The following is a 23575-nucleotide window of genomic DNA, read 5'->3' as shown; positions in this document are numbered from 1 at the left end:
CAACAGCAACAGCAACAGCAACAGCAACAGCAACAGCAACAGCAACAGCAACAGCAACAGCAACAGCAACAGCAACAGCAACAAAAGTCTCAAAACGAAGGGAAAGAAGCGCAAGGACAACAGTCACAAAATCAGCAAGATTCTGAAAATAAAAAAGAAAAACAAAAAACGGAACAACATCAACCGCAACGAGATGACAAGCAAGTGAAGGATCAAGGTGAACCAATACAGGCTAAAGCGCATCCCGAAAAAATGCATCAGGATGATCCTGAGTTCCGTCGACTAGAAGCAGTAGAAAGTGCTCGCGACCCAAGCTTTTTGATCCGTGCGCAAATGCAACTTCAAGCGCAACAAAAACAACCTCCACAACAATCTCAAAAGGAGTGGTAAGCCTGTGATGAACAAAGGCGTAAAACTGGTCTTTATTTTTGTGGCCAGCCTAATATCCAGTTTCTCGGTGATGGCACAGACACTTCAAGCTAGTGTGAATAAAACACAAGTAGCCAAGAATGAAGTGATTAACCTCAGAATCATTTCAGATACTGAGCTCAGCTCAGACTCAATCGACTTCAATGTTCTAGAGAAAGACTTCTTCTTGGGTCAACCTCGTTATGGCCGCTCTAGCAATAACATTAACGGAAGAAAATCAGTGCGTACCGAGTGGAGTATCTCAATTGCACCAATGAAAGAAGGTGTTCTGACTATTCCAAGTTTTTCCGCTGATGGTATGAAAACGGAGCCGATCAAACTACATGTCAACGCGAGCCAAACAGACCCCAATCTTGATGATCTATTTAGCTTCAATATTACGGTCGACAACAGTACGCTCTACCCTCAGCAATCTGCAACATTACGTATACAGCTTCTAATCAAAGCGGACACTCGACGCCTAGATAACCCACAAATAGTACCTCCGCAAATTGAAGGCATGAAGCTTGAGGCACTGGGTGGCTTACAGCAAAGACAGAAGATCTTAAATGGGTTAGAAGTAGCGGTCATAGAGCAGTCGTTTCGCCTAACGGCCAATCAACCAGGCACTTATACCTTGATAGGTCCTAAACTGACCGGTTCTTATATTTATGGCGACAGCTTGACGGGCTCAACCAAAATAATGCCTATCAACACCAAAGCGGAACGCATGCCAATCACGGTCAAACCGATTCCGAGCGAATTTAAAGGTGAATGGCTTCCTGCTTCAGCGTTAGAAATGACACAGAGCTGGCAAGACGATCAAGGTAACCTACTGTCGATTAACGCGATCAACACAGTAAAGCAAGGTTCTTCACTCACTCGAACCATTCAAGTTAAGGCTCGCGGTACACAAGCCGAATATCTGCCACGAGTCAATATTAGTTACCCGAGTTCACTGCGCGTGTATCCCGAACAACCTAAGTTCGATAGCGGAAGAGATGGCACCGTTACCATGACGGTGAAGCAAGTCATTATTCCTACAGAGGCCGGGAAATATACCTTACCAGGATACGACGTGAACTGGTGGGACAGTCAAAATGATGAAGCGAAGAAAACAACGTTACCAGAGCTAACATTAGACGTAGAGAAAAATGACACTGGGCTAATCACGTTGCCGGAATCGCCTCTTTCAGCGCCTTTAGTGCCAGCCCCTAGTCCTGAATCAAGCGGCGGTGTAAACAGTCTCTGGCGAACGTTAACCTTTGTTTTCTTAGGGCTTTGGATAATGACATTGGGAATCGCAATTTGGGCATGGAAAAAGCGGTCAATAACAGCGAGTGGAACGGTTTCAAATACTGAACAACCACTTTGCATCGACGCGCTAAAAAAAGTCATCGAAGAGGGCGATGCTGCGAAAATTGAACGCTCTGTAAATGAGTATTTAACCACTCATCAAGACAGGTTAAACCCTGGTGACGTACAAGCAATTAAGCAAGAGCTTAATGCCATGAATCAAGCGCGTTTTAGTGCTAACCAACAACCTTGGAGCCCTGATTCGCTGTTAGCGAAAATTCAAAACCTTGGCAAAGCAAACGTAACGAAAACCGACCACCAACTCGAAAAGCTATAAATAACTAGATAACAATGGCAGCTCTCATGAGCTGCCAATTCTCTTATCCGGCCAAATTTTGCTTTAGCGGTTTTATCTAGAGCACCAACCGCCGCTTCTTCCCTATCAAGTTGCTCTTATGAACATCACTTACTCAACAAAACTTGGGGCTCGTATTCGTATCGCCTTACACAATTTCGCCCATGATTCTTCGCTTGATAGAGTGCCTTATCCGACAACTGATATAAATGGTCGAAATTAAAGTCTTTGCCTTTCGCTTTATAACAGGAGTAACCGACTGAAACGGTAAGTAACTCCCCTTCTGGGTTATGTCGATGCTTTATCCCCTCGCCCTCGATGCACTGACGAATGCACTCTGCTCTCAGTCGGACCTCCTCTTGCTCAGAACCAATCATGAGCAATGCAAACTCCTCACCTCCGATACGGCAAAAAACTTCATCTTCACCTTTGGTATGATGATCCAAGATATAGCCAATTCGCATCAATGCGATATCGCCTTCGAGATGACCATAGTGATTATTGAATAAGCCAAAATGGTCAATATCAATCAGGATCAGGCCAAACGACATGTCGTCTTCACACTCTAGGGCACAATATTTTTGCATCACATGTTCTAACATGCGGCGATTACCAAGACGCGTCAAAGGATCGAGCTTAGAAAGTACCTCAAGCTGTCGATTGGCTTCCTCCAACTCTTTTGTTCGGTTCTGAACCTCCAGCTCTAAGTTTTCGTTTAATTCGCGAATCGCCTCTTGAGCTTGAGTACGTTGCAATACTTCAGCTAAGCTGGACGCGAACATACGAATCACTTCACGTAACTGAGAAGTTAACGGCGCACGTGTCAGCAAATTATCAACAGCGATAAAGGCGATAGGACCACTGCTATTTGAAGTCAATACCGTCATCGCAGCCCAACCAAAGCCAACAATATTACAGTCATGATAAATAGGCACTGATTCTTCAAATGCGACTTCGTTTGGCATTGAGCGAGCCAAATTTATAAGAGAGAAATCTTGGGTTTCGCCAAAGAAGTAAGATTCATCCACCACGTTACCTTGAATATCGGTACCCCACGTTCCTTGCATGTAAGAGCAATTTTCATCAGTTAAAAACACCGCCATTCGATCAATACCAAGATTTTTAATGGCGAAAGTGACGGCCGATTTGCATACTCCACTGACAGTAGTGCAACGTGATAACTCAACCATGCTTGAATGCAACATGCGTACGTTTTGTTCTTGGCGCTTACGAATGTAAATTTGAGAGAAGAGTGAACCAAACGAGTCCAACATCTGTTTTTGATATGCCGTTATCGGCTTACGATGAATAAAGTTATCTAGCGCGAACCACCCAAACGGTTCATTGCCATCGCGTAAAATCAACATCGCATTCCAGCCCTGCCCGATGACCTTGCCTGCTGTGTATATTGGCGCGTCTTCTACAATCACTAAGTTGCTCTCAAGGCTAGATAACGCGGTGATATACTCCTCGCTAAGTTGATGTAAATCGTATTGTGTGTGAAATTCATCAATCGTAATTCCTGACTCATCCGTGCCGTATGTACCACTGAAGCTGCGCTTTTTCATATCGAGAAGCATCAGTGTAGAGCGATCAAACCCAAGTCGTTCACGTAACGCTTCGACGGCTTTGTAGTACAAGTCCTTTAAAGAATCAGGATTAGAGATTTCGAGTGCAACTTGCTGAACTAACTTCATATTTTCGATAAAGCGCTCGCGTTGGCTAATCTCATCAACATATTGCGCTTCACGAATATCTCTGTGCCTGATCTCTTTCGAGGCATTTTTTTCAGCACGAATACATTGCCAACGCGCCGCTGCGAGCTGCATTGCGTCGTAACTTTCTTCATAGATATTATGTGCTGTGCGAGCATGTACAGATTGAATCAGTAGGTAGGTACGTTTGATAGGCGTGTTGTCGAGCATCATGATGTAACTATCACCGCCTAAATCTCGGGTGTGATTCCAGTTACAAGTGTTGATCGCCAGAGGTATGATGCTTTCAGAGGTATCAAACTGACTTGCCCACTCCCAGAATGTCTCAGGATAGTTTTGGGTTGGGTAAAGCTCTCCGCGAGAGAAGCTCATCGAATGACGAGGGTTAATTGAAGGATCTTCAAAAATAGCGAGGGCTTGAGGGGAGAACAGACTCTCTAAATGATCAAAGATTGCCTCCGCTAGCAACCGATGGTCCCTCGTTGAAGACACTTTTCTTGTAAAACTTCTTAAACTCACCCTACCAACCTAATCTACTTTTTTATCCTCGATAAAAAACTACTTAGGCCATGATATGCAATCAATACGTTCAAATTTGAGCTGTTAAGTCATTCGCAAAATTATCAGACTTAGTGTTACATTCGAGAGCTCTTCAGCACTTTTAAAGCCATGTTTCACATAAGTTACATGCTTTATAAACTGGGGAGGAAAGTTGTACTTATTTACAAGATTTTTGTGTTGGTAGATGTTTTAAGCCTACGACTTAAAAAGAAAAAGGCCCCTCATCAAGAGGGGCAAAGTTACCATCGCTTATAGTTATTTAGTTATGCTTGTAAATACGGTGGATTAACCGAAATCACCATTTACGTAGCCTTGAGTACGGTCGTCTTGAGGGTTGCTAAAGATCACTTGCGTATCGTTGTGCTCAACCAGTTCACCCATTAGGAAAAACGCAGTGCGGTCAGAGATACGACGCGCCTGTTGCATTGAGTGAGTCACGATAACGATGGTGTAGTTCTTCTTTAGCTCTTCCATCAGTTCTTCGATTTTGTGTGTCGCAATTGGGTCAAGTGCCGACGTTGGCTCATCCATCAGAATCACATCCGGCTCCATCGCGATTGTACGTGCAATACATAAACGTTGCTGCTGACCACCAGAAAGACCGAATGCGTGTGATTTAAGGCGATCTTTCACCTCATCCCAAAGTGCAGCACCGCGCAGCGAACGCTCTACCACTTCATCAATTGTCTTTTTGTCTTTGATACCTTGAGCACGTAAGCCGTAAGCCACGTTCTCGTAAATGCTCATCGGGAATGGGTTTGGCTTTTGGAATACCATGCCGACTTTGATGCGAAGGTCAGCAACATCAATGTTGCCGTAAATATCTTCGCCGTCCATCGCCAATTTACCTGTAATTTTCACGCCTTCGATTAGATCATTCATTCGGTTCAAACAGCGTAGAAGCGTTGATTTTCCGCAACCTGACGGGCCGATAAGTGCAGTTACTTGGCGAACTGGAATTGGTAAGTTGATCGATTTCAGTGCTTGGTTGTCACCGTAGAATAGGTCTAGGTTTTCAATATCAAATTTGTTCATTGTCTTAATCTCTTAATTCTTGAATTCGTGTCTTTTAACGTGCGTTCTTAATTAGTGTTGTTAGTAAGTTGCGGTGTTAAAACGTCTAGCAATCAGTTTCGTTACCATGTTGATCAAGAGAACAACTACGATAAGCACTGTTGCCGTACCGTAAGCCTGATTCCATTCTTCAACGGTAAACAGTTCGGTAGTCAGTTTGTATAGGTGAACGGTTAGCGTACGACCTGAATCCAATAAAGAATCCGGAATACGTGCAACCATACCTGCTGTCAGGAATACTGGAGCAGACTCACCAATGACACGACCAATACTTAGAATGACCGAGGTTAAGATACCTGGCATTGCGCTCGGAAGAATCAAACGCCAGATAGTGTAAATCTTAGAAGCACCGAGGCCATAAGAGCCTTCACGGTACGTTTGTGGTACTGCCATCAGCGCTTCTTCCGTTGTACGGATGATAACTGGCAGGATTAGGATACTTAGCGTCAATGCACCCGACAGAATCGAGAAGCCAAGGCCAAGAATCGCCACGAAGAAAGTCATACCAAACAGGCCGAAAATGATCGACGGGATACCCGCCAATGACTCGGTACAGAATCGGATGATTTTCACCAAACGACTGCCCACTTTCGCGTATTCGGTCAAGTAGATTGCCGTCATGATACCGAGTGGCGCTGCCACTGCGATAGAAGCGATAACCATGTAAATGGTCGCCACAATCATTGGGAAGATACCGTGCTCTTCACCTGTGCGCGTATAGTTATCAGTAATGAAGTTCCAATCTACGTGTTGTAGACCGTTTGATAGGATGTACCAGATAATCCAGAACAAGAAACCTACCGTTAGTGCTGCCGAGATCCAGACAAATGCGTTAAAGACATTATCTTTGAACTGGCGTGCTTTTTTTAGTTTTGCGCGATCCATAATAGTCACCTTTAACGAGCGATTACTTCGCTTTTTCTCGGTTTAGGTACAGTAGTACAGCGTTCAACGACATGATGAAGACCAGAAGTACTACACCTGTAGCGTAAAGTGCGTTCGCGTGAACACCACTTGCGTAAGACATTTCAATAGCGATGTTTGCAGTTAGTGTACGAGCCGAATCAAGGATGCCTTCTGGCATTGCCGGCGCGTTACCCATAACCATGATAATCGCCATGGTCTCACCCAACGCACGACCGATACCCAGTATCACACCTGTCATGATGCCTGAGCGAGCCGCTGGAACGAGCAACTTAAAGATGGTGTAGATTTTCGATGCGCCCAGTGCCAAAGAACCTTCTTTATAAGTACGAGGGACAGCGCGAATAGACGTTTCAGAAACCGTAATTACTGTTGGTAGAATCATCACACCAAGAACAATAATACCGGCCAAGATAGTGTTACCTGCAGGTACATCAAATACTTTCTGAATCAATGGAACGATAATAACCAGACCGAAGAAACCGTAGACCACTGAAGGAATACCGGCTAGCAGCTCAACCGCTGGACGGATAATGTCTGCTAATCGCTTTGGTGCGATTTCAGCGATAAAAATGGCGGTCAGAACACCAATTGGAACCCCAACAATGACAGCACCAGCCGTCGATACGATAGATGCCACAATCATGGTGGCGACACCGTAAAGCGCAGGTGGTAACCAGTTTTGTCCTAAGACAATGCCCGATACGCCTGCTTCTTGGAATGCCGGAATACTCTCTCGAACGATGAAGTATGCAATAACGGCCAATGAAACAATGCCGATTACGGCACTCGTTAGGAACAAGCCGTGGAAGATGCGCTCTTTCCAGTCTACACGACGCTTCTCGCGTAGGCCTGACTTGCTGATAGCTCTAGCGTCAGTATTCATAAGCTTTTCACTATTTGTTGCGATGGTCATTTAAAAATCTCACGGTTCTGGGCAATGCCGTTGAACACAATGGATAGAAAAGGCTCAGCCCGAAACGTTGGGCTGAGCAAACTTTAGAGTCCCGATGGGATTAGTTAACTGAGATGTAACCTTTTTGGTCAACTAGCGCTTGCGCTTCGTCAGTTAGCATCCAGTCTAGGAATTTTTGCGTTTCTGTTGATGGCTTGCCTTCTTTGTAAAGAACAAGGAATGGACGCGCTACTTTGTAAGAACCGTTTTTAACGTTAGCTACCGTTGCATCAACGCCGTCGATTGCTAGCGCATTAACAGTGTTGTCTACAGTACCAAGAGAAATGTAGCCGATTGCGTATGGGTTAGATGCAACCATTGTTTTCAGTGCGCCGTTACCGTTTGCAACTTGAGCACGTTGAGAGATAGCTGATACCTTCTTACCAGAAATCTTCATTTTTAGAGACATGATGTCTTCAAATGCGCCACGAGTACCAGAAGCTGTGTCACGAGTAATGGCTACGATTGGCTTGTCTGCACCACCGACTTCTTTCCAGTTTGATACTTCGCCTTTGTAGATTGCAGTCACTTGCTCGGCTGTTAGACCTGGCAGTTTGTTTTGTGGGTTAACAACCACTGCGATACCATCACGAGCAACCACTTCTTCGATTAGTGTTGATTCTTTTTCAGAGTCTTTTAGATTACGAGAAGACATACCAAGGTCTGCTGAACCATTTTTCGCTGCTTTTACACCAGCTGAAGAACCAGGACCTTGAACTTCGATAAATACGTTAGGGTTCTTCTTCATGTACGTTTCAGAGAAAACTTCCATCAGTGGAGTTACGCTGCTAGAACCCACTGCAGAGATAGTTTCTTTAGCAGAAACAGGAGTCACTGCCATTGCGCCTAGAAGTGCGATTGCACCGATTACTGTCTTTTTCATCACAATTTCCTTAAGTGGCTTTATTGCCGTTGTGTTTCACTTGAACGGTGCTCACTTTAGAATTTGAATATGACAGTTGTGTTTCACTTAGTTGAACCCTCTATGACACGTTGTCATTTCTAACTATTAATTCCGCGACTTATCCCTCTCTCAATTTGAACGTAACGTTTTTATAACGTTGCCTCATGTTCAAGATGATAACCCCATCGATTTTGGTACATTTCATAACAATTAGATATGAGTAACTCATTGATTTGGCAAATATAACAATTAAAATCGAAATGCTTATTTATAAAAAAGATAATAATCAAACCGATAGAGGGTCAATCTCATGCGTCAATTTCTTAGTACGCTTTCTATTAAACTTCAGGTTTTTCTGCCTGTTCTATTCACAGTTATATTACTCATCATTGGACTGAGTGTCGGAATCGGTAAACTCGATCAAGCATTCAATAAGGTTTCGGCTTCCACCCATAAGCTAATCATTCACAAAGAGGAACTTAGCGGCATCGTAGACAACACTTACGCCATGCGCATCAAAGCCATTTATAGTCTATTTAGAGCCGAAGATGTTCAGTCTCTCAACCAAGAGCTTTCTGAGCGACAAAACAAAAACCGCGATTTTCTTAACTCCATCGACAATCTCCCTGGCGTTCAAAATGAAGTCAATGCTATGCGTAAGGCCATGAATCACTATGTTGATTTCACTCGCGTTACCATGACACCTCTGCTCACCACTAAACACTCTTCTGATTACACCACCTCTGATTTCAATCAAAAGTACGAATCTGCAATGGCTGAGTATCGATTAGCTGGCGAAGCGATGATCAACGCCATCGACAAACTATCTAAACAATTGAATCAAATCGTCACCGATGAAGTCGAAACGAATGGCGAACAACATTCAACCACGCTAACTTACAGCGCCGTCTCGCTTGCGGTGATCTTGAGTGCCGCTTCACTTATTAGTTGGGTACTCGCCAGCTACATCGTTGCGCCGATTCGTAACCTTCAAGTAACGATGCAGGAAGTCGCGAAGGGAAACCTACTAGTTAAGGCCGAAGCCATCGGGAAAAACGAAGTGTCTCAGCTGGCTCGAGATGTAAACCAAACCATAGAAAAACTGCGTGAAACTGTAAGCGCATTGGTTCGCATTAGTGAAGATGTGGCATCAGCATCAACCGAGTTAGCAACTGTTATGACTCAAAGCAGCGTCAACTCGGATCAAGAAAAGCAAGAAGTTGAGCAAGTAGCCTCGGCGATCAATCAGCTAGAGTCGACCGCAGCTGAAGTATCGACCAATGCACAAGAAGCCGATAGTGCATCAAATCAAGCACGTACGTTAACCTCACAAAGTATAAGCATGTTTGGGGAAAGCACTCGCGCAAGTGAAAAGATGGCGGAACAACTTAACGAAGCCGCTGCCGTCGTAACTTCGCTAAAAGATCAATCAGAACACATTGGTCGCGTGATCGAAGTGATTGAAGGTATTTCTGAGCAAACGAATCTACTTGCACTGAATGCAGCGATTGAAGCTGCACGAGCGGGCGAAAGTGGCAGAGGCTTTGCGGTAGTGGCCGATGAAGTACGTATGCTGGCAGCGCGAACTCAGGAGTCCACCAAAGAGATCCAAACCATTATAGAAGAGCTACAGCAACAATCTGGTCACGCAAATGAAAGTATGCATTCCAGCTTAGCCATGTTGTCAGACAACCAAGCTCTTACACAAGAAGTTAGCCAATCACTTGCTAATATCAGTAATGCTATCGCCGATCTGAACTCAATCAACACTCAAGTTGCGACCGCATCAGAAGAGCAGAAACAGGTTACGGCTGATATCAACAACAACTTAACGAACATCTATGAACTAGTGAGCCAGAACGTCACTGGTATCACTCAATCCGCCGCGGCAGCGCAAGAGTTGTCTGGTTTAGCAGAAAATCAAAAACATCAACTTAAGCAGTTCCAAGTTTAAATACTCTGCTCAACACGATAAGTTCCAAAGGTTAGAAAAGAAAAAGCTCCGCACTGGCGGAGCCTATCATAAAGGCAAAGCTATCAACCCTTATTAACGTAATAATTATTATTCATCTGTCACTAACAAGAGAGAGCTTTTGAAACTTGAGTTTAACGGATCTCTATTGAAAACCTCACCATTAGTCGTATCAAAAGTTGCAACATGCTTACCGTCGCCATTAGGTGTGTTGCTCCAGACATAACGCCCTAGAACATCATCTCCATCTGTCAGACTATAGCCGCTAGCAAACCCTGTACTATTTATGGCTGGGCTGTGGCAAGCTCGCTCAGTTAGAGATACCAGCTCTTTGATATTTGCTAGTCGCCAATTTTTTTTGTCAGCAAAATTGTGAAGAGGATGGTTGCCATCCTTATTACGAATTTGTTTGGCTGTGGAGAGAGCGAGTTGCCATGACATTGTAGATCGCGTCCCCTGGCATTCTTGGTTTCCTACATTCCATGTCATACCAACTGGACAGCGCATCCATGTTAGACCTGTTTTCAGGTCAGTTACGGTACCGCTCTCAGAATATGTATAACGCGTGTTAGGTGCCGTTTTAGCAAAGTCAGTAGAACACTCTTGTGCAGCTATTGCAGTTTGAGAAGCCAAAGTAAGAGATAGTACAGTTATTAATTTCTTCATCTTATTGCCCCTTAACTGCGACTAGACGGATTGGGAATTGGTAAGAATCATCGGCACCCGCACTTGTGTTGCTTGATCGAATCTCGACGTATGAAATAGTGCCTCTATCTTTGCCCCGGGAGACAATCGCAGGGAAATAAATCTCGCCATCAATAAGTTGTGATGATGCATTCGTAAACTTAAAGTCGCTATGCCAAAACGCACCATATCCTAAATAAGGGCTACCTATGGTTTGCTGTGGAAAGTATTTAACATTAAAACCATAGACGTTGTATTTTGCATATTCATCGTTCGGAGCAAACAGTGTTTGTTCACCAAAGTCTAGTAAGTCATAAGTCTCACGGTAAGTAGGCAAGCGCCAACCAGTGATTCCACATAACGATTGTTTGTTTATGTACTGAACATATTGGCTAGTGGTACAAACTTCATCACCAGCGTCTTTACAACCTGCAAGCTCTACATCTTTGCTAAATGGCTTAAATGTTTCAGACTCAAACGCAAATAGGCGATCTTTAAATTGAACTGAGCTCGCATCCGCACTTTTGTTTTCCCAAACAAGACCAGTACGCTCGTCCATAGTACAAGCCCACTCAGTCGCATCTGCAGCTAAAGCTGCACCTTGTGAATCTAGCTTAACGAACTTAAAGCCAGCGCCTGTCGACGTTTGCTTGTCCTCTTTGTCGAAGCCGTATTCTGCATCTTGACCAGGGTAAGACGCTTGAACCTCAGCAACGTCTGCTGCTCCTTCAGCAAAATAAAGAACGGCGCCCGTATCGTTACTACCAACCGTTTGTTCAGCAACCGCTACAATTTCTTCAGCAAATGCACTTACTTCCGCTTCAGACAGAAGATCAGAGGCCAACGATTTACCTTGAAAGCTAAGATTTTGAGCAAGCAGCGCTACGCCTTGGGTCATTTGCTTTGGTTGCATCGCAGCTAATAGCACAACCGTGTTTTGCTCTAGCTTGTCTAGCTCGCTAGCTTCTGCGTTAGACATCACCGTACCAGAAAGAGAAACGCCGGCATCGGCGAGTTGCGCTTTCACAATCTCTTCAGCTTGAGCAACGGTTTTACCGTCAATTACAAGACCCGCGAGCAACGTTGTTACACCATTGACCGTGTTACCCGTTGCTAAATTTTGACCCGGAGCCGCAAGACGCAACGTTTGGTTTGAACCTTGATCAACTTGAGCAAGAATGGTGCTGGTTAGTACGTTTTTGTCGCTTGAAGTCAGGCTAAATTTACCGGCATTATCCGTTTTAGCACTCGGTTCAGTGGAATCACAAACGTAGTTTTGGTTTAAATCGATACATACTGGCGTATCAAGAAGTGTACCTGCAGAAACGATGGTGCCAGCTACATCATAGGTCGGTGCCGACGTGTCACCACCAGAACCTCCGCCACAGCCAGCAAGGGCTAGTGACATAGCAACGAAAGAATATTGAAACTTCATAGATTTTATCTTCTTTTGATTTTAATTAACGAGAGCGAATCACTCTCACCATTGAAAGCAGGAAAAGTCCTAACAAGGTCCAAGGCGAACCACTGCCACCTGAACCACCGCCACTGCTTTCTTTAGTGGTATCAGCACTACACTGATACTGAGCAAAGTGACTCACACCCCACTCTTTCAACACCCCAGAGTTCCCTGACACGCGGTCAGACACTTCGAGACGCCAAGTACCCCAACTCGGTTGACCGACAAGTGCTTGTAACTCCTCGTCATACTGAGCGGTGAAGTAACCTTTAAATCCTTTGGTATTGCTTGATTGATGGCTAAGTAGCACGACCGATTTGCCTTGTGGAGACACTAGCGTCACTTGCAGATCTTGCAGTGAGTCATGTTCGATGTTCAGGTAAACCGCAAACGAATCATCAATCGTGCGTGACTTGTCCGATAGCGTCTGAGAGAACAGTCTGTCGCCCTGTTCCGGCAAAGCGGAGTTCACTGGTTGAGGCTGGATATCGAGCTCTGGCGTACCATTAACCAGCATCACCTTTTCACTCCACTGGTGAGTCTTTAGGCCTTCAGAAAATTGATAATCCAATGAAATAGAGGAATCGAATTGCGTGCCACATGTTAGACCGCTTGGTAACGCCACCTTCATTGAGGTCGAGTCAGAAAGCGTTTCATCAAAGTCGAAAACAGATGCGTTGTTTAGCTGCCATTGCCCTTTGATGCTCGCTTCACGGCCAGTTTGGCTCAGGCTCAAACCAACGTCTTGACCTTGTGCGATGTATCGAGCGTCATAGCGAACACGAAGAGGCGCTTTAAGTAAGTTGTGTTTGTTGAAGCTATCCGTCAGGAATTGGGCGTAGTCTTTATTTGGGAACAAGGTGTTTGCGGCAAACACGGTCGACTCCGCCAGATCATGCATTTTCACGCCACGACCAATGCCGTACATGCCTTCAAGAACAATGGTGTCAAACTCGCGGAACACCCTATCGGTATCATCACCGTATCGTTCAACCGATGCTTTAAGTGCTTGGAACAGTGGCGTTGACCATAACTCGTCGCCTAGTTCACCGCCCACACTAACGTGCGCTGGATACTCTGAACCCTCGAAGTAACGAGCTCTTTGGTTCCATAAGCTACGAGTTGTTTTGCGTGTTCCGAACACACCGTCCCAGTTGAACACCGTATCTAACTCGAATTCTTGACCACGACGCGAAGCATCCAAATATTGAGTTCGGTAGCTCGCGCTGCCCGCCCAGTAATCAGCAAAACCCTCTGCGATAGCACCAGTGTGACCGTACGCCCAATCCGGTACGATTTGGTAATGAATGCCATGCCCAAGCTCGTGTATCACGACATCAGCATCGACTGCATCCGGAGAAACACCACCGACACCTAGCATGAGTGCTTTCGGACCGTAATAGTAAGTAGAGTTATCTTTTGATAAACCGCGAGCGTCAAAACGAAGCGGTTCGTCAAACAAGTCGTAAGTCAGGCTTGTCAGATATTGGATCGAGCTATCAAGATGATAAAAAGCCATCAACTGTGGGAACGCATTGTCACCAAACTCGGTGCTTTGCATCTCATCAACACTGTCAAACGCTTGAACTCCTTCTGCGCTGAGAAAATCCAACGTATCAAGTACAGGCGCTTCACCAGGTGTTGGGGCTGCAAATAAGCCCGTCGCATCCACTTGCTTCAATCTTGGGTTAGACAAATAGAACTTACCGCCGGACTGTAAAACCTCAATCGACTTGGTGACGTACTCGATCGGCTGAGGGTAATCGGATAGTGCTGACCACGTCGATTCTGGTGCCGCTTGCTGTTGCATGGTGCGAAGATCTGGGTTGAACAAAGAAACCTCAACATCAACCAGACTTCCAGAGCTCAAAGCAGGTGGCTCTTGTGCTTGCAGTTGGCGAGGTGATTCCAATTCCATTGCAACCGTTGGTTTGCCGTTACGAATGATCGTATCTTCAAGGCTCTTAAACACTCGCACAACGTGATGATTTTTATCGGTTGTTACTACGAGGGTGCGCTGTGCTTGATATTCACCGTTTACCCAAACATCAAAATTATAATGCTCACCAAGCTGAGACTGGGTTTTGTAACGGAACTTAAACTCGCCCGCTTCCGAGTAGTGGCTGTCTAGATAAGTTTTCGCTTGCGCTTCATTCGTTACCACAGAGTCCGTTGCGGGATAATCCCACTCTGCAGCCTGTGCCGCAGGGGTACAAGCAATAAGCAGCGAAAACGCCAATGGTTTTAGCTTCATGATTTCGTCCTAGAATTCGTATTTTGCATTTAGCGTGAAGTAGCGCCCAGGCTCAGTTGAGTAACGCTTACTTTCCTCAGCGATACCCGCTACGTCTTGGTATCGGATGTATTCTTTGTCGAACAGATTGATGATGTTTGCGCTAACACGAAGGTCTTTGGAAACGTGGTAAGTTGCGCCAATATCAAACGTATTCCACGCACTTGTCTGCGCGCAATCTGTCGCTAGACCAAGCGTGGTCTGGCATTTAGGAACGCGATCCATGGCCGCGGCCCAGTTCCAAGCCACGTAAGCATTGAAGTCTTGGTTGACGTATTTCAGTTGAGCGTTACCTTCGAATGGCGTAATGCTTCGAACGTATTCACCTTCCGCGTCTTTGCCATCTACGTAGCCAAACTTGGTGCTGATGTTCCATCGCTTAGTGATCGCGTAACCTGCAGAAAGCTCTGCACCATACGTCTCGACACCATCGAGGTTTTGGTATTGTTTAATGTAATTACCATTGCTTGAGTCAAAGCCCGTGGTCACAACGTCGATGAAGTTTTCAAACTTGTTGTAGAACAAAGACGCATAGACATACGCACGACCGTTATCGAACTTGTTACCGATTTCAAATGAGTCGGAAGTTTCAGCTTCTAGATCCATGTTTGGTGCAATGACAAACGGCGTGAGCGGCACAAAGTCGTGGCTTACGAAGCCATACGCTTTATCGTATTCCGGAGCACGGTAACCATGGTTATAAGATACATAAGCAATGTTGTTGGCAAATACTTCACGAGAAACCGACAGACTTGGAGATACCTCTGAGCTATCCATGTCTTTTAATGGGAAGCCGCCCACTTCACCCGCACCGTCTGGCGTGAGACGGTGCGCATCAAAGCGTAGGCCACCTGTGATGGTCCATTTATCCAGTTCCACCATGTCTCGGACATACAAGCCAATGTTATAAGCACGAGCAGGAGCGAAAGGTTGTTTGGTCGAAGGTGTTACTCCGTTCCAATCAATCTTGGAGTCGCTATCTGTGCGTTCGTAATAGTCTGTAGAAAGCTCAACACCGTAAGCCAATTGGTGCTCAGCATTTGCTGCATAAATCGTATTGGTGAAATCGCCACGGAAGCCAATTGTTTCGTCAATGAAGGTTTTGTGTTCCAGCTCGCGACGCTTGGTGATCAAACCATTATGATCCACTTGGCGCATTAAACGGTTGGTGTCTTCCACCACTTCGGTGTGACGCCAGTAAACTTTGGTATCCAACTCTTCGAACCAAGTTGGATTAATCGGAGTCACCTCTGCACCAATATAAGCGCTGTACTCTTCTGTGGTCTCATCCTCAGCAAAGTCTTCAATATGCCAAATTCCATCAGGTTGAATGGACGGTGAACCCTCCAAACGCTCTTGGTTCTGGGTGTAGAGTTCCGCTTTGGCTTTCAACATCACCTCTTCATTGAAAAAGTGGTTGATCGTATAAGCACCGCTGTAACCATCGAGGTCGCGGTTATACAAATCTTCATCAAAGTTACGTGTCTCTTGTCCTTGCCAGTATGAAACGTTAAACAAACTCTCTGTATCACCGGAACGGAAAGCTAGATTACTCGTGCCTTTGTACTTGTTGCTGATATCGGTGTAAGTACCGGAAACATCGGTGTAGAAGTCTTTGTCTTTTAAGAAATCACCCGGCTGACTGGATTCTAAAATCACCACACCGCCGATCGCGCCAGAGCCATGCACCGAAGAACTTGCCCCTTTAATGATTTGCAGCGATTCAAAATTGGATAAATCAAAAGTATCTCGCCCAACGGCATCATTAATGTCATTCGCACCGAAGCCATCCGCAGAACGAATGCCATCACGAACGATCATAATGCGGTTACCCGTCATACCACGGATGGTAATGTTTTGCGGACGTCCTGCACCGCCCGTCACGCTTACACCAGGTTCGTTACGCAGCACGTCATATAGCTCGGTCTCGCCTCTTTCTTCGATTTGCTCGTTTGTGATAACCGCGACACTACCTGCCACTTTAGACAATGGCTGATCGATTTTATTGGCGGTTACCACCACCTCTTCCATTGAGAAAACCTTAGATTCGGCGTGCACTTGACTGGCAGCAAGTACCGAAAGTACTGCCGCTGACACTGGGGTAAGCTTCATTTACTGCTCCGCTTTAGATGTTTTAATGAGTGATAGTAGAAATGCGTATTCTTTTGCTTGTTGTTCTTGCGCTTGTCGTGGGTCCATTTGGTGGCCCGAATTAAAATCAGTTTGCAACAAGTACGGCCCGTTGCGCTCACTTAACGCTGAAACTTTAGCGAGATACTTTGCGCCTTCCCAATATGGCACGCGCTGATCGATTAAACCGACTTGAACCAACATGGGTGGGTAAGCGTCTTTATGGATATTGAGAATCGGATCGTACGCCTTCATTAACGCCAATTGTTCAGGTTTGGTTGGGTTACCCCATTCGCCATACTGCTGTGTGGTAAGCGGAAGTGAGGTATCCGACATACTTGCAACCACATCAACAAAAGGCACTTTAAGTACGACACCTGAAAACAATTTAGGATCTTGATTAACCGCTCCGGCCACCAACGTGCCACCAGCACTAGAACCGATGGCGAAAACCTCTCTATTGCCACGTTCGAATGTTTGCAGCGCCTTCGCGGCCGCGACAAAATCACCAATAGAACTGGCTTTTCGCACACCACGGCCTTGCTCGTGCCATTCATCGCCAAAGTACCCACCGCCACGGACATGGGCGATAGCGTAAATCACACCTTGGTCGAGTAAACTGATAACCTGAGGCATAAAGTACGGTTTCATCGTAAAACCATACGCGCCGTAACCGTAAATCATCACAGGAGATTGTGGGTGCAATTTGTCTTTGCGATACGCCAAAGAGACCGGGACAGAAACGCCGTCGTGCTTAATAAAAATACGTTGGGATACATAACGCTGACTATCAAAGTCTTGGTAAGCATCTTGAGAGTACAAGGATTTATTCAGCGTTTTTACATCGAACTCTTCCCACTGAGGAGGCGTAGTCATCGACATGCTTCGGATACGAATCTTGTTTGATTCAAAATCGCCCAACGTGCTTAGCCAAGCGACATGACCATCGTGTTCCAATGGCAGTATCACTTTTTCCTGACCTTGGTAAGAATACACCGTCAAAGTCGACACATTGTTTGGCTTGCTAAGTGCCACAACTCCTGCATCATAAAGGTAGAACTGTTCAAGCGGCTCACGAGGATTGGTGAAGCGTTGCCATGTTGCGCCAAGCGGTGCGAGTTCGACTTGGTAAAGGGCGAACTTTCCTTCAAGGTTGCTTTTCAGATAAATGTAACCTTTCGCCACATCCGCGTAATATTCCACACCCACTTCAGGCTTTCGCAATGAATCTGAGACAGTGCCCGTTTCTAGGTCGACAAGCTTCTGCTCTGTTGTTGACTCGTTGTTGCTTTGCAGCACAGCATAACGGCTATCTGCCGCACGATAGAAAGAAAGTAACCAATCTGACTTGGGTTCATTCCATAGGACTGTTTTTGCCAAAGATTCAGTGGAGATACGTAAGATCTGATGAGGTCGCTGAGTGCGCTTTTCCTTTGCAACGAGGAATGCCACTTTCCCGTTAGGTGACAACAATACGCCACTATCGACGTGCGTCACCAGTTCCGTAGATTGACCGGAGAGTAAATCAACAACCACGGCGCGATATTGTTCGCTGCCGTCGATATCTTCCGTGAAAAGTAATGTGTCACCATTCACTTGCCATTGACCAAGTTGGTAGTACTGATGCGCAGATTGTCGTTTATCGAAATCGAACACCACGTTTTCTGGCGCATGTTGACTCGCACGGGATAACAGTAAGTAACGACCATCGCGACGCGTTAGCGTCCACTCTCTTCCACTCATGATCGACCATGGCTTATCACCTTTGTCTGCCACCATGGTACCCCACTGCGTGAGTAGGTTTTTTGTCAACGTCTGATAACTTTTTTGGTGCTGTTCAGTTTTGTGGTTTTGTTCTGTTAGGTAGGTAAGAACTCGCTCATCTTTACGAGCATCATCTCGAAGCCAGTTGAAATCATCAGCAGCAAAGCCAGAACTAGAGGTAATTATGAGCCCTAAAAAAACATGAGTAAATTTCATATAGAGAGCGAATTCATTTATAGGATTAATACAATGGCGCGTATTCTGCCCTTAAATAAAAATGAGATCAATTATCATTTTCATAATCATGTGAGATTTTTATCTAGTGTGTGAGGAAAAACGTTTGCTTTGACCGAGGTAATAAAACTTAATAACTTCCTAAATTAGCGTTCTATGCTGTTTATATACAACCAGACAAATATAAAAGCTGACAAACGAGTGAGTATGGAAAGACGCTATTTCACCTAGCGACAGACATAAAAAATCCGAGTGCGAACACTCGGATTTTTAAGAACTAAAATCAATGGGAAACTACAGCAGCTTTTACTCTTCAGAGCTCGGTGCCGCTGGTTTTTTCTTAGGGATGAAGACATCATCACCCACAGATACGTTTTTGTAGAAGCTCTTGTCACGCTTAGCTGGTTTTTTCGCCGATTTTTTCGCTTGAGGGCGAGCTTTCTTTGCTGTCGCTTTCTTATTGCGGAAATCTGGTTTAGGTGGCTTAAGGCCTTTAAACTTACCTTTCAAATCTTCGAACACTGAAAACTCAAGATCTTGTTGTAGGTATGCTTCTACACGTTTAAAGCTATCCCAGTCTTTTGGACCAACAAGAGAGATTGCATCCCCTTTGTTTCCAGCACGACCAGTACGACCAACTCGGTGTACGTATTCTTCGGTATGCTTTGGCATATCGAAGTTGATGACGTGTGTCACAGTTGCAATATCCAAACCGCGGGAAGCAACATCAGTCGTTACAAGGATCTTAAATACTGCGCGCTCAAACTGACTCATAATGGTGTTACGTTGAGTCTGGTTCAAGTTACCACTCAGTGCTACAGCCTTCAGTTTCTTTTCGTTTAGCTTTTCTGTTAGTCGCTCAGTATCATCACGCGTTGCCGTAAAGATAATAACTTGACGATATTCAGCCTCAGAAAGAACACGATCTAAAATTGCCTCTTTATGATCCAGATGATCACACAAGTAAAATTTTTGCGTAATATCTTTATGTTCTTCGTTAGAAACGCCGATAGCAATACGCTTTGGCGCATTGAGCATTTCAGCCGCGATTTCATTGACGTCTGCATGATCTAATGTCGCAGAGAACATCAACGTTTGACGACGACGATGCTTGGCTGCTTTATGAATGCGACGAAGCTCTGGTGCAAAGCCCAAATCCAACATACGGTCTGCTTCGTCAAGAATCAGTGTTTCCAAACCATCCAGATAAAGCGAACGATGATCTAAGTGATCAGCCAAACGTCCTGGTGTCGCCACGATAAATTTCGGGTAACGACGCAGAGCTTTTACCTGATCGTTAAAGTTCTCACCACCCAAAACCAGTGCTGCTTCATAAGATAGGCCAGCTAGCATAGAACGAAGCTCACCATATACTTGTTTCGCTAACTCACGAGTAGGAGCAAGGATAACCGCGCGAGGGTCTTTCGCAGAAAACGATTTTGTCTTTAAAGACTTATGAAGCATTGGCAATACAAACGCCAAAGTCTTGCCCGAACCCGTTTTCGAAGATGCCAATAGATCCTTGCCTGCAATCGCAACAGGAATCGCCTGCTGCTGAATGTCAGTCGCTTTTTTAAAATCGTAGTGTTTTAGGTTCTTCAACAATCGGTTGTCTAGGCCTAGATCTTTAAATTGCAAAGTATTCTCCAATAAATCAGTCAGCGTCTGAGCGCTCTGTAGTGTCGTTTCCGCTCTAACGCAGCAAAAAAATAAAGCTCGGTATAATACCGCAAATCATAGGAGTATAGATAGAGATCACACAAACTAATTCCCTGTGGTAACGGTAAAACATCATTTGTGGCTCAGTTCAGAGTAAAGACTAGCCTTTTTGATGAGCAGCTGGACAGGAAGTTTAGAGAAAAGCCGTTCAAATATGCCTTCTATCCATCAACAAAACGACTTAAATAGCAGTTATTTGGGCCAATAAACTTTCATTTGTGTCAATATCGTCTAAATTATTGATATCAGGAACGTGGCAAATACACCTGCTATGAAAACTGTTGTGAGAACGAAATAAAGGATAGGTAGTTAAACTTTGTTAAGTTCAGGTAAAAGTTGACGTCAGGTACTCCATGAAATTCTTGGGTTTTTTTGACTTTTGCTACATCATGTACTGATAAAATGTAACCACATTTAACCTCGCTACTGTATAAAATAATAGTTAGTGGCGAGACTTTCACTATAAGCAAGGAGTTCTTATATGAACAAAACGTTGATCGCAGCTGCAGCAACTTCAGTACTTCTACTAGCCGGTTGTGCTTCTTCTGATGACGCAGCTACAGCAAATGCAGCAAAATTAGACGAACTAAGCAACCAAGTTAGCCAACTAAGCCAAGACGTACAAGCTCTTCAATCTGACGTTCAAAAATCAGGCGCAGCAGCAATGGCTGCTCAAGAAGAAGCTGAGCGTGCTAACGAGCGTATCGATAACATCGCTCAGTCTTACACTAAGTAAGATTTGATACCGCGTCTTAACGCCCGTTAAGGCGCGGTTATTTCGATAGGAACCCCATTCTGTGCAGCGATTGCTGCTTTAGCCTTCACGTTTTTCATACCGAATTCATCCAACCACCACTTTAACTCTTTCGGCACTTTCAGTTCATCTTTCTCGCCATTACTACGAGTCAAAGGCTCATGTGCTTCTAAGAACACACTTCTGTCAGGCTCAAGTGTCATTTTGATAGGCTGGTTAATGATGTTAACGTCTTCGCCGTTACGAACCTTGTCAAATAACCACTCAATGTCACTTGGGTCCATACGAATACAACCCGCGCTGACTCGCATACCAATCCCAAAGTCCTTGTTGGTACCATGAATTAGGTATTCGCCATTCCCGTAAGCTAAACGCAATGCAAACATACCAAGTGGATTATCAGGCCCCGCAGGAACAACGGCTGGTAGGTCAATGCCCTTTGCTTTGTACTCGGCACGAATAGAGGCTGGAGGAGTCCATGTAGGGTTCGGTCGTTTTTGGCTGATACGCGTTGTCATTACTGGGGTATCGCGCCCTATTCGGCCAATTCCGACAGGAAATACATGGACAATATTCTCTCCTTTCGGAAAGTAATATAAGCGCAGCTCGGCTAGATTAATAACGATACCTTTATAAGGTACGTCTGGGAGGATTAGCTGTGTCGGAATAGTAAGAACATGCCCCTCTTCTGGTAAGAAGGGATCCACGCCTTTGTTTGCGGCCATTAAACCTAGCATACCCACATCGTAGAGCTTAGCGATATTTGCCATGGTTTCGCCTTCTTGCACGACGTGGTTTTCAAGGCGACCAATTAAACGGCTTCCATCCTCTGGTAATTCGTACATCTTAGCGAATGATAGACCACTCACTAAAGATAACGACACAGATAGCAGGGTACGTTTTGCGAAACTCATTGATCGCTTTTTGCTAAGCATTTCACTCTATTCCTTGGCACTTTTAAAGAGCTGTAAGGTTATCTCTCTTTCTGTCTTGTGATCAACCATCGGCTTGTGATATTCCAGTAAAGAAAAGCCCTCCCAAGTCCAAGGTTTATGGATGTATTTGTTCGGTACACTTTTGATTTCTGGTACCCAGTGGCGCACAAATTCACCATTAGCATCGAACTTTTCGCCTTGGCTTATCGGGTTGAAAATACGAAAGTATGGCTGCCCGTCACAACCCGTAGAAGCAGACCATTGCCAGCCACCATTGTTCGCTGCAAAATCGCCGTCCACCAGCTTACTCATGAAGTACGCTTCTCCCCATCGCCAATCAATATGTAAGTCCTTGGTAAGAAAGCTCGCGACAATCATACGTAATCGATTGTGCATCCAACCTGTTTGATTGAGCTGACGCATTGCTGCATCAACGACTGGGTATCCTGTTGTTCCTGTCTTCCATCGCTCAAAGGCTTTCTCATCATAGGACCACTGGATTTTATCCTCCCAATCGATAAATCCTTTGCCTTTGACGAGTTTTGGTTCGAAAACCAATAGGTGCTGATAAAACTCACGCCAAATGATCTCACTTAACCAAGTTGCTTTCCCTTCTGTAAGGTCATTTTGTTGATTTTCAGCATACAAACGAGCAATACACTGCCTTGGTGATAGCGCGCCAATCGCAAGGTATGGAGACAGTTGGCTAGTGCCATCAATAGCTGGAAAGTCTCGCTCGCTTTGATACGCGTCACTGCGCTCCCGTGCAAATTCCCTAAGCTGCTTCAAAATATCATTAGTCGAAGCCAGCCAGTCTTCACTGGATTCTCGAGGATAGCTAAATGTGAAGCTTGAATTAAATCGAGCCGACTCTAATTGTTCGAGTACCTTTTTATTGAGTGGCGCTTGCTCGTGAGGTTTTACTACCGTCGGCATATGGAACTGCGTTAACCAAGCACGCTTGAATGGCGTAAACACCTTAAAATATTCGCCTTGCTTATTAAGAACCGTCGTTGGCGCGTGCACACATTTGTCATGAAACAGTTCAAATTCGATATCGTGAGAAGCTAACGCTTCACTTACTTGTGTATCGAGCTCTCGTTCGTTCACCTCATAGTGAATGTTTGCCATGACAGACGTGGCTTCAAGTGTTTCCGCCCACCCACTAATCACATCTGTACAATCGGAAAACGACGGCACCTCTTTGTACAAAAAGGGAATATTAAGGCTTTCAAGCTCCTCGTTAAGACAAGCTAAGCGACGAGCAATGAGGTCTGCCTGCATCGGCGCCATGTGATGCTCCCGCCACTGCTCTGGCGTCGCGATAAAGCAAGCGACGACAGGATGACCTGAATCCAATGCCGCTTTGAGTGCCGTGTGGTCTAACGTACGTAAGTCACGTCGAAACCATACTAAAATCATGGTAGCTCCTATCTTTT

Annotated in this window: 16 protein-coding genes and 1 pseudogene; 4 read left to right on the top strand and 13 right to left on the bottom strand. The window is 45.1% G+C overall.

The features are described 5' to 3' along the window. Together R7F07_RS08090 and R7F07_RS08085 are read left to right on the top strand one after the other, a co-directional pair. Positions 1 to 390, top strand: a pseudogene (locus R7F07_RS08090) (hypothetical protein); the annotation flags it as partial. A 4-nt stretch (positions 391 to 394) separates the two neighbouring features. Next, positions 395 to 2041, top strand: a complete 1647-nt coding sequence (locus R7F07_RS08085; protein ID WP_171342471.1) for a BatD family protein — start codon at positions 395 to 397, stop codon at positions 2039 to 2041. Between the two features lie 125 nt (positions 2042 to 2166). Here the strand turns inward: R7F07_RS08085 and R7F07_RS08080 are convergent, their stop codons facing one another. The 5 genes from R7F07_RS08080 to R7F07_RS08060 all read right to left on the bottom strand — a co-directional run bounded on the left by R7F07_RS08080 (position 2167) and on the right by R7F07_RS08060 (position 8171). Then, complete coding sequence (locus R7F07_RS08080; protein ID WP_054574929.1) at positions 2167 to 4293, bottom strand: GGDEF domain-containing protein; 2127 nt, start codon at positions 4291 to 4293, stop codon at positions 2167 to 2169. A 327-nt stretch (positions 4294 to 4620) separates the two neighbouring features. Further along, positions 4621 to 5370, bottom strand: coding sequence for a phosphate ABC transporter ATP-binding protein PstB (pstB, locus tag R7F07_RS08075; RefSeq protein ID WP_005375156.1), 750 nt, complete (start codon positions 5368 to 5370; stop codon positions 4621 to 4623). 60 nt (positions 5371 to 5430) lie between these two features. Next, entirely contained in the window at positions 5431 to 6294 is an 864-nt protein-coding gene (pstA, locus tag R7F07_RS08070) for a phosphate ABC transporter permease PstA (RefSeq protein ID WP_005383923.1), read from the bottom strand. A 22-nt stretch (positions 6295 to 6316) separates the two neighbouring features. Then, entirely contained in the window at positions 6317 to 7249 is a 933-nt protein-coding gene (gene pstC, locus R7F07_RS08065) for a phosphate ABC transporter permease subunit PstC (RefSeq protein ID WP_005375154.1), read from the bottom strand. Positions 7250 to 7349: 100 nt separating this feature from the next. Beyond that, the gene (locus R7F07_RS08060) at positions 7350 to 8171 is read right to left on the bottom strand and encodes a phosphate ABC transporter substrate-binding protein (RefSeq protein ID WP_005375153.1); all 822 of its coding nucleotides are present in this window, start codon (positions 8169 to 8171) and stop codon (positions 7350 to 7352) included. A gap of 331 nt (positions 8172 to 8502) precedes the next feature. Between R7F07_RS08060 and R7F07_RS08055 the strand changes: the two genes are divergently transcribed. Then, on the top strand, positions 8503 to 10146 hold the full coding sequence (locus tag R7F07_RS08055; RefSeq protein ID WP_005375152.1) for a methyl-accepting chemotaxis protein: 1644 nt from the start codon (positions 8503 to 8505) through the stop codon (positions 10144 to 10146). A 108-nt stretch (positions 10147 to 10254) separates the two neighbouring features. Here R7F07_RS08055 and R7F07_RS08050 read toward each other — a convergent pair whose 3' ends face one another. The 6 genes from R7F07_RS08050 to R7F07_RS08025 all read right to left on the bottom strand — a co-directional run bounded on the left by R7F07_RS08050 (position 10255) and on the right by R7F07_RS08025 (position 20378). Then, positions 10255 to 10830, bottom strand: a complete 576-nt coding sequence (locus R7F07_RS08050; protein WP_017635423.1) for a DUF1566 domain-containing protein — start codon at positions 10828 to 10830, stop codon at positions 10255 to 10257. Position 10831: 1 nt separating this feature from the next. Continuing rightward, positions 10832 to 12283 (bottom strand): DUF1566 domain-containing protein, encoded by a 1452-nt coding sequence (locus R7F07_RS08045; protein WP_005375150.1) that lies wholly within the window; start codon positions 12281 to 12283, stop codon positions 10832 to 10834. A gap of 25 nt (positions 12284 to 12308) precedes the next feature. Further along, positions 12309 to 14561 carry a proprotein convertase P-domain-containing protein gene (locus R7F07_RS08040; RefSeq protein WP_171342470.1) on the bottom strand — a complete coding sequence of 751 codons (2253 nt, stop codon included), beginning with the start codon at positions 14559 to 14561 and terminating at the stop codon, positions 12309 to 12311. A 9-nt stretch (positions 14562 to 14570) separates the two neighbouring features. Then, the gene (locus tag R7F07_RS08035; RefSeq protein ID WP_171342469.1) at positions 14571 to 16712 is read right to left on the bottom strand and encodes a TonB-dependent hemoglobin/transferrin/lactoferrin family receptor; all 2142 of its coding nucleotides are present in this window, start codon (positions 16710 to 16712) and stop codon (positions 14571 to 14573) included. Beyond that, positions 16713 to 18710, bottom strand: coding sequence for a prolyl oligopeptidase family serine peptidase (locus tag R7F07_RS08030; protein ID WP_171342468.1), 1998 nt, complete (start codon positions 18708 to 18710; stop codon positions 16713 to 16715). A 324-nt stretch (positions 18711 to 19034) separates the two neighbouring features. Further along, positions 19035 to 20378 carry a DEAD/DEAH box helicase gene (locus R7F07_RS08025; RefSeq protein WP_167415878.1) on the bottom strand — a complete coding sequence of 448 codons (1344 nt, stop codon included), beginning with the start codon at positions 20376 to 20378 and terminating at the stop codon, positions 19035 to 19037. A 550-nt stretch (positions 20379 to 20928) separates the two neighbouring features. Between R7F07_RS08025 and R7F07_RS08020 the strand changes: the two genes are divergently transcribed. Continuing rightward, positions 20929 to 21183, top strand: a complete 255-nt coding sequence (locus R7F07_RS08020; protein WP_005375145.1) for an Lpp/OprI family alanine-zipper lipoprotein — start codon at positions 20929 to 20931, stop codon at positions 21181 to 21183. 26 nt (positions 21184 to 21209) lie between these two features. Here the strand turns inward: R7F07_RS08020 and R7F07_RS08015 are convergent, their stop codons facing one another. After that, complete coding sequence (locus R7F07_RS08015) at positions 21210 to 22136, bottom strand: L,D-transpeptidase family protein (protein WP_005375144.1); 927 nt, start codon at positions 22134 to 22136, stop codon at positions 21210 to 21212. Positions 22137 to 22142: 6 nt separating this feature from the next. After that, positions 22143 to 23558 (bottom strand): deoxyribodipyrimidine photo-lyase, encoded by a 1416-nt coding sequence (gene phrB, locus R7F07_RS08010; protein WP_171342467.1) that lies wholly within the window; start codon positions 23556 to 23558, stop codon positions 22143 to 22145. Positions 23559 to 23575 lie beyond the last annotated feature (17 nt).

Source organism: Vibrio sp. YT-16 (genome assembly GCF_033337405.1).
GTDB lineage: Bacteria > Pseudomonadota > Gammaproteobacteria > Enterobacterales > Vibrionaceae > Vibrio > Vibrio alginolyticus.
This window is presented reverse-complemented; position numbering and strand designations above follow the sequence as displayed.